General features: G+C 61.1%; 6 protein-coding genes and 2 pseudogenes. 5 read left to right on the top strand and 3 right to left on the bottom strand.

Annotation, left to right across the window (positions count from 1 at the left end):
* The 3 genes and pseudogenes from ACFFAR_RS22910 to ACFFAR_RS22900 all read left to right on the top strand — a co-directional run.
* A pseudogene (locus ACFFAR_RS22910) lies at positions 1–288 on the top strand (acetyl-CoA C-acyltransferase); the annotation flags it as partial.
* Between the two features lie 13 nt (positions 289–301).
* Entirely contained in the window at positions 302–958 is a 657-nt protein-coding gene (locus ACFFAR_RS22905) for a hypothetical protein (RefSeq protein WP_375508525.1), read from the top strand.
* Between the two features lie 89 nt (positions 959–1,047).
* Positions 1,048–2,244, top strand: coding sequence for a cystathionine beta-lyase (locus ACFFAR_RS22900; RefSeq protein ID WP_174364579.1), 1,197 nt, complete (start codon positions 1,048–1,050; stop codon positions 2,242–2,244).
* A gap of 19 nt (positions 2,245–2,263) precedes the next feature.
* Here the strand turns inward: ACFFAR_RS22900 and serB are convergent, their stop codons facing one another.
* Positions 2,264–3,109, bottom strand: coding sequence for a phosphoserine phosphatase SerB (serB, locus tag ACFFAR_RS22895; protein WP_174364580.1), 846 nt, complete (start codon positions 3,107–3,109; stop codon positions 2,264–2,266).
* 114 nt (positions 3,110–3,223) lie between these two features.
* On the opposite strand from serB, the gene ACFFAR_RS22890 reads away from it, so the two are divergent.
* On the top strand, positions 3,224–4,441 hold the full coding sequence (locus ACFFAR_RS22890) for a cytochrome P450 (RefSeq protein ID WP_174364581.1): 1,218 nt from the start codon (positions 3,224–3,226) through the stop codon (positions 4,439–4,441).
* A gap of 16 nt (positions 4,442–4,457) precedes the next feature.
* Here ACFFAR_RS22890 and ACFFAR_RS22885 read toward each other — a convergent pair whose 3' ends face one another.
* Entirely contained in the window at positions 4,458–4,760 is a 303-nt protein-coding gene (locus ACFFAR_RS22885) for a BrnA antitoxin family protein (RefSeq protein WP_061999512.1), read from the bottom strand.
* On the bottom strand, positions 4,735–5,046 hold the full coding sequence (locus ACFFAR_RS22880) for a BrnT family toxin (protein ID WP_375508524.1): 312 nt from the start codon (positions 5,044–5,046) through the stop codon (positions 4,735–4,737). The genes ACFFAR_RS22885 and ACFFAR_RS22880 overlap by 26 nt, the downstream gene beginning before the upstream one ends.
* A gap of 265 nt (positions 5,047–5,311) precedes the next feature.
* Between ACFFAR_RS22880 and ACFFAR_RS22875 the strand changes: the two are divergent.
* Positions 5,312–5,512: pseudogene (locus ACFFAR_RS22875) on the top strand (hypothetical protein); the annotation flags it as partial.
* Positions 5,513–5,680: the final 168 nt, after the last annotated feature.

Below are 5,680 nucleotides of genomic sequence, written 5' to 3'. Positions count from 1 at the left end.
GAGCGCGCCGGATTGAGCGTGGCCGATCTCGATGTGATCGAAGCCAACGAAGCATTTGCGGCGCAGGCATGTGCGGTATCGAAGGAACTGGCGCTCGATCCCGCGAAGGTCAATCCGAACGGCTCGGGCATTTCGCTCGGCCATCCGATTGGCGCAACGGGCGCGTTGATCACCGTGAAGGCGCTGTACGAGCTGCAGCGCACGGGCGGCCGATATGCGCTCGTGACGATGTGCATTGGCGGCGGGCAGGGTATCGCGGCAATTTTTGAACGTGTAAGTAGCGATTGAGCAGAGACCATTGATGACGCAATTGAAAGTGGCAGCATTCGCGGCGGCAGCGCTGATGCTTGCCGGATGTAATTCAGCCATGCCGCCCGATGGATCGCGCTCGGTTTCAGCAGCGCGTGCAGCGGCCACGCCGGGCGACCTGGGCCTGCGGGCGCCGGGGACGTCGGAAGCCATCGAGACGCTGGCGTTGCCGCCGGCAAAACCCTTGACGCCCAACCCCGAATTTGCGCGGTTTCCGGTGTACGCAGGTACGCTCGGCGACCAACAGATCGAGATGAAGCTCGGCGCAAAGACGGATGAAGCGTCGGGCGTTCACGGCGAATACCGGTTCGCAGGAAGTCCGACGGTGATCGTGGTGGCGGGAGACCGCGACGGCGATACGCTCGAAATCGAAGAGTCGACCGATGGCACGCACATCACGGGCAATTGGGTCGGCAAGTTTGCCGCCGACGGCAGCGTATCCGGTGAGCGGATGAACGCCGACGATTCCAACCCGGTGCCGTTCGAGCTCAAGCCGGTCGGCGCCGGATTGCCGCCCGCCCGTGCGGCCGGTGCGAATGCGCCGCTCGCGCCGAGATCCGCGCCGCCCGCCGCGCCGTCGCTCGAACCCGCGCCCGTGCCGCCGAACAACGCAGTGGGCGGGACGAGCAACGTGATCATCGGCGAGTGATTTGCACTTAGCCGTCCAGCGTGATACGGCGTCATCGGCTTCTCGCGATGGCGCTTTTTTCTTTTAGCCCAGACATGCAGGACATTTCCATGACCGATTCCAGCCATTCGTCGAAAGAACGCAGCTTGCAGACTCGCATCGTCCATCCTGAGGACGAGCTGACGCCCGGTTTCCAGTCGTTTTCGGTGCCGGTCGCGCGTGCGTCGACGGTCGTGTTTCCGGATCTCGCCACCATGCGCGCCCTCGTCTGGCACGACGACAGCCAGTGGCGCTATGGCCTGCATGCCACGCCGACATCGCTTGCATTGGCGCAACGCCTCGCCGTGATCGAAGGCGGTCAGCATGCGTTGCTGGCACCGTCGGGGTTATCGTCGATATCGAATGTGTATTTCGCGCTCGTCAAATCCGGCGATCACGTGCTGATTCCGGACAACGCGTATTCGCCCAATCGCGAACACGCCGACTGGCTCGCCAAGGATTTCGGGCTCGAAGTGACGTATTACGATCCGCTGATCGGTGCGGGTATCGACGCATTGATCCAGCCGAACACCAGGCTGATCTGGCTGGAAGCACCGGGCTCGGTGACCATGGAAGTGCAGGACGTGCCGGCCATTACGAAGGTTGCGCGCGCACATGAGGTGTTGACTGCTATCGACAACACCTACTCCGCCGGCCTCGCGTTCAAGCCGTTCGAACACGGCGTCGACATCTCGGTGCAGGCGCTGACCAAGTACCAGTCGGGCGGGAGCGACATTTTGATGGGCGCGATCATCACCGCCGATAAACCCCTCCACGCCCGGATCAAAGCCGCGCGGATGCGCATGGGGATCGGTGTGTCGTCAGACGATTGTTCGCTGGTGTTGCGCAGCTTGCCGAGCATGAAAATCCGCTTCGAAGCGCATGACCGGACGGCGCTTTCATTGGCGCGCTGGCTGAAGACACGCCCGGAAATCGCGGCGGTGCTGCATCCGGCGCTGCCGGATTGTCCGGGCCATGAGTTCTTCGAGCGCGATTTTACGGGCGCGGGCGGCCTGTTTTCCATGGTCTTCGATAAGCGCTACAGCCCGGCGCAAATCGATACCTTCGTTGAAGCGCTGGCAAACTTCGCGATTGGCTGGAGCTGGGGCGGCGCGAACAGCCTCGCCATGCCGTACAACATCAAGTCGATGCGCACCGCCGGCGCGTGGCCGCATGAGGGCGTGCTGGTGCGTTTGTATATCGGGCTGGAGGAGGAGGCCGATCTGCGCGCGGATCTGGAGCGCGCGCTGGATGGCCTGGGCGACTGAGAACAACCAACGGCGGCGTTCAGAAGAGTTTCAACAGGCCATCGAGTCCCACGAAATTGAGCGCGAGCGTCGCCGATTCCCGGACCACCGGCTTTGCCCTGAACGCCACCGACAACCCCGCTTCCGCCATCATCTTCAGGTCGTTCGACCCGTCACCCATCGCGATGGCGCGTTTCGGATCAATCCCGAGCTGAGCGCACGTTTCACGCAACGTGCGGGCTTTCACTTCTGCGTTGACGATCTCACCGGTCACCTTGCCGGTCAGCTTCCCATCGATGATTTCCAGTGTGTTTGCGCGCGTGAAATCCAGGCCGAGGCGTGCTTTCAGTTTTTCGGTGAAGAACGTGAAACCGCCGGACACCAAGAGCGTTTTCAGGCCGGCGGCGCGGGCGCCCGCGAGCATGACTTCCGCGCCCGGCGACAAGCGCAGGCGCTCCTCGTACACGCGCTCCATCGCGTTTGCATCGAGTCCTTTCAGCAGCGCGACGCGCCGTGTCAGGCTCTCGTTGAAGTCCTTGATTTCGCCGCGCATCGACGCTTCCGTGATCGCCGCGACCTCCGCTTTCAGCCCGCAGAAGTCGGCGATTTCATCGATACATTCAATCGTGATCAGCGTCGAATCCATGTCCATTGCAACCAGGCCGAAGTCGGCAAGCCGCGCGTCCGGTGCCACGAACGCGTAATCCAGCCGATGTGTGCCGCAATAGGCATCGATGTCCGGACGCTGCAGCGGATCAGCGCCGCTCAACCGCAACACCGTGCCGTCAGCGGCCGCGCGCTCCGTTTGCCGCGAACGGGCGAGGGCGGCGAGCGGTTTCAGATGGGTATCGGCGATCGGTTCCAGGCTTTGGATGACGAGATTCATGACGAGGGGGAAAATTTTAGCGGCGAAAGACCGTCATTGTAATGGTCCCGACCGATGGCGAACGCACGCGCCACGCCGCTATCATGAACGTCAGATGACATAACGGAGACCCGAATGAACCCGACCGACCACGCACGCGCCTTCGACCTGCGCCAGCTCGACGCCGCGTTCTACGCCGATCCCTATCCGGTCTACGATGCGTTGCGCGCCACCGAGCCGATCAAGAGAATGCCGGACGGTTCGCTCTTTCTCACACGATACAAAGACGTGCAGGCGGTATATCGCGATCCGAAGACCTTCAGTTCGGACAAGACCGTGGAGTTCGGCCCGAAGTACGGCGCCGACAGTCCCCTTTTCGCACATCACACGACCAGCCTCGTTTTCAACGATCCGCCGCGGCACACGCGCGTTCGCAAGCTGATAGCGGGCGCGCTGACGGCACGCGCCATCGCCGCAATGGAACCCGGCCTCGTTAGGCTTGTCGATGCTCTGCTCGATCAGGCCGCCGAGCGTGGCGAGATCGATTTGATCGGCGAATTTGCATCGGCGATTCCGGTTGAAGTGATCGGCAACCTGCTCGATGTCCCGCACGACGAACGCGCGCCGCTGCGCGACTGGTCCCTCGCGATTCTCGGCGCGCTGGAGCCGGCGCTCACCGTGGAGCAGCACGAGAAGGGCAATCGCGCGGTGACGGAGTTCATCGATTATCTGGTGACGCTGGTGGCACTCCGCCGGAGAAATCCCGGCGATCCGCAGCACGATGTGTTGACGCGTCTCATCCAGAGTGAATCCGACGGCGAAACGCTCGACGAGGCCGAATTGCTGCATAACTGCATCTTCATCTTGAACGCAGGCCACGAGACGACCACCAATCTGATCGGCAACGGCATTGTCCTGCTGGCACAGTGGCCGGAGCAACGCTCGCGGCTGCGGGCCCGGCCGGAGCTGATTGAAAGCGCAATTGAGGAATGCCTGCGCTACGAAAGTTCGAACCAGCTCGGCAACCGGATAGCAACGGCGGATACGCAGATCGCGGACATTGAAGTACCGCGCGGGACGCCGGTAACCTTGTGCATTGGCGCGGCGAATCGCGACCCGGAGCAATTCGACCATGCCGAAACATTCGATATCACCCGGGAGCCGAACCGCCACCTTGCGTTCGGATTCGGCATTCACCAGTGCGCGGGTTTGTCGCTCGCGCGTCTTGAGGCCCGAATCGCGATCGGACGATTCGTGGCGCGCTTTCCGGCGTATCGGCTGAGTGGCGCCCCAACGCGAGCCGCGCGTGCTCGCTTTCGGGGGTTTGTGGAAGCGCCGGTTCTGGTGGAATGACGGACTTGCTGCAGCTTCAACGCATCAGACCGTGCGACATGGCGTAATGGCGCAAGGCGGCGTTCATGCGTGTCTGCCAGCCGTCGCCTTGCGCCTTGTACGCATGGACCACATCCGGATCGATCCGCAATTTGACGGGCAGCTTGGGATTCTCGAGCTTGGGCCGTCCGCGCGGGCGCAATAGTTCCTGCGCGCGTTCCTGGCCATAAAGCTCCGGCAAGACCTCCGAGGCCGGACGCGCGCGGGCGAATTCGGTATCACCCCATTCCGGATTGTCTTCCGGCGCCAGATCCTTAACTTCTTTGATTTGCTTGTTCATATCTGTTTATCTCGCGAGAATTTGCTTTACGCAGGCTGATCACGTGCATCTTCGCGCCGCGCGGAGTAAAAACCAGCATGTGCAACCTGCCTTCAATTAAGCCAAGCACCTGGAAGCGCCGCTCCTCGTAAAGCTTCCTGATATCTTCGACAACCAGCGCCGTTGTCATATCCAGGTCGCGGACCGCCTCGAAAGACAGGCCACGCTCCCGAATGTTCGTCTCGCTTTTCAGTACGTTGTACGAGATTGGCATTAATAATGTACCCCCAAAAATCTGGATATGCAAGCTTTTAATGTACACCCACGAACTATGGATCGCGCCGGTCTAAAGGCCGTATCGATGTCTCGTTAGCAATAGTCTGAGGGCTAAAAATTATTTAAAATCGGAAAACTCTTATTCCCATTTCTTTGAGATGAACTTTGGCCTAGTCCTATACGTGTTGGCCTAGAAGGTCACTTTCGTTTATCGATCTTCGCGATTCGGAAGAAGATTTTTTAGCGATTACCGTATTTTTCCGCGAAGGTGGAAGTCCATAAGATGGACCCACACGCCGAAGGACGAGGTCGAAGAGTCGCCGCGCGTGCGCAGCTGGGATGCGGTGGGTACGGTGAAGGCGGTCGGTCCGGACATTACGCTTGGTCAAGATGGGCGACGCGGTCGTCTATGCGGGGAGCATCACGCGGCCGGAATTGGCGAAATGGGCAACGAGCTGGGCGCCGATCACAACGTGGATCACTTCGGCGACATGCCGAAGCGCCCGTAATCTCCGCAAGCTTAACGCAGCGAACTTGCGCGAGGCGCATCGCCTTCTGGACGAAAGGCGTGCGATCGGGAAGTTGGTGACGACGGGGTTCTGATTCTCCGCTTGTTCGGCATTCATCGGTGCGCAGGCTTGTCGCCCTCGCCCCGTAAGGCGGGC

The organism is uncultured Caballeronia sp., from assembly GCF_964243625.1.
Classification (GTDB): domain Bacteria; phylum Pseudomonadota; class Gammaproteobacteria; order Burkholderiales; family Burkholderiaceae; genus Caballeronia.
The sequence above is the reverse complement of the archived record's forward strand: the minus strand, read 5'-3'. Positions and strand labels throughout refer to the sequence as shown.